Origin of the sequence: Pseudoduganella sp. RAF53_2, from assembly GCF_052113985.1 — a bacterium.
Taxonomy (GTDB): Bacteria; Pseudomonadota; Gammaproteobacteria; order Burkholderiales; family Burkholderiaceae_D; genus Rugamonas.
Map to the genome: position 1 here is coordinate 1 of NZ_JBFRDW010001030.1, position 1,250 is coordinate 1,250.

1 protein-coding gene is annotated in these 1,250 nt (G+C 63.2%); it reads right to left on the bottom strand.

What is annotated here, in order from left to right:
• Positions 1–1,250: TonB-dependent receptor plug domain-containing protein (locus AB4Z11_RS32070; protein WP_442030267.1), on the bottom strand; the 1,250-nt coding region annotated here is incomplete at both ends.

The window sequence follows — 1,250 nt, forward strand, 5'->3', positions numbered from 1 at the left end:
CGCTCAACTGATTGCGGAAGGCGGTGACTGTCAGCCGCGCATTGCCTGCCAGCTCGCGCACCAGCACGACTTCGGTAGTGCGGATGCGTTCCCGGTTCAGTCCCGGATTGCCCAACTGGCCGCCGTCGCCGCCCACCGTGTAATACAGCTCGTAGCTATTGGGCGAGCGGAAGGCGGTGCCATACATGGCTTTCAGTGTGGTGGCGCGTGCGATATCGGCAATCAGCGCCAGGCGCGGACTGAAGGCGCCGCCGCTGCGGCTGTCGCGGTCAAAACGCGCGCCGGCATTGAGCAGCAGGCCAGGCGCCAGTGTGATTTCGTCTTGCGCGTACAGCCCGTAGCGCCGGTAACGGTGCTGATCGTCCAGCAGCAGCGCGTAAGGATCGGTGTCGTAGTTGAGCTGGACCAGCTGATAGTTGTACTGGTATTCGGCGCCCGTCACCAGTTTGTGCGATGCCGACAAAGGCAGATAGATGCTGGTGTCCGCGCCCCACCAGCGGCTGCGCGTTTCATCGCGATTGAGACTGTAGATCGCATCATCGTTGACGTAGTTGCCGAGATAATCATAGTCGCCGCGATACACGCGCACGGTTAGTTCGCCTTGCTCCGCGACGTTGCTGCGATAGGCCAGTTCGGCCAGATTGAAACGGTCGGTCAGGCTGCCGCCCGGCACGTCGAAGGGCTGGCCGTAGGTCGCGGTGGGCGTGCCTTTGCGCCGCTCGCCGCCCAGCAGGGTCAGGGTGAATGGGCCATGCTGGCCGCGCGCGTAAAAGCGCTCACCGCTTTCCCAATCGAGTCCGTGCGCCGTGGCCTTGTATTCCGGGACGTAGAGATCCCGCCCATCGCTGGCATAGCGGCTGGCGGAGAACAGCATTTCGCTTGCGCCATCGCGCCAGGCGTAGCTGGCAGCGCCACGCCGCGCACCGGATTGGCCGCCTTCGATTGTGGCGCGTACGCCCTCCAGATCGCGGGCGCGCTTGGTGATGACGTTGATGACGCCGAAGAAGGCATTCGCGCCATAAATCGAGGAACCCGGACCGGGCACAAACTCGATGCGGTCCACCAGTTCCAGGTCCAGCGGGAATTCCTGTCCCAGCAAGGCCTGATCGAACACCGCGTCGTTAATGCGTGTACCGTCGATCTGCAGCAGAAAGCGCGAGTTGTAGTCGCCGGCCCTTAGAAAGCCCCGTGCGCCCACATAGCTGTAGCTGCGATCGTTGCTGGAGTAAAGCCCGCGAATGCTGCGCAGC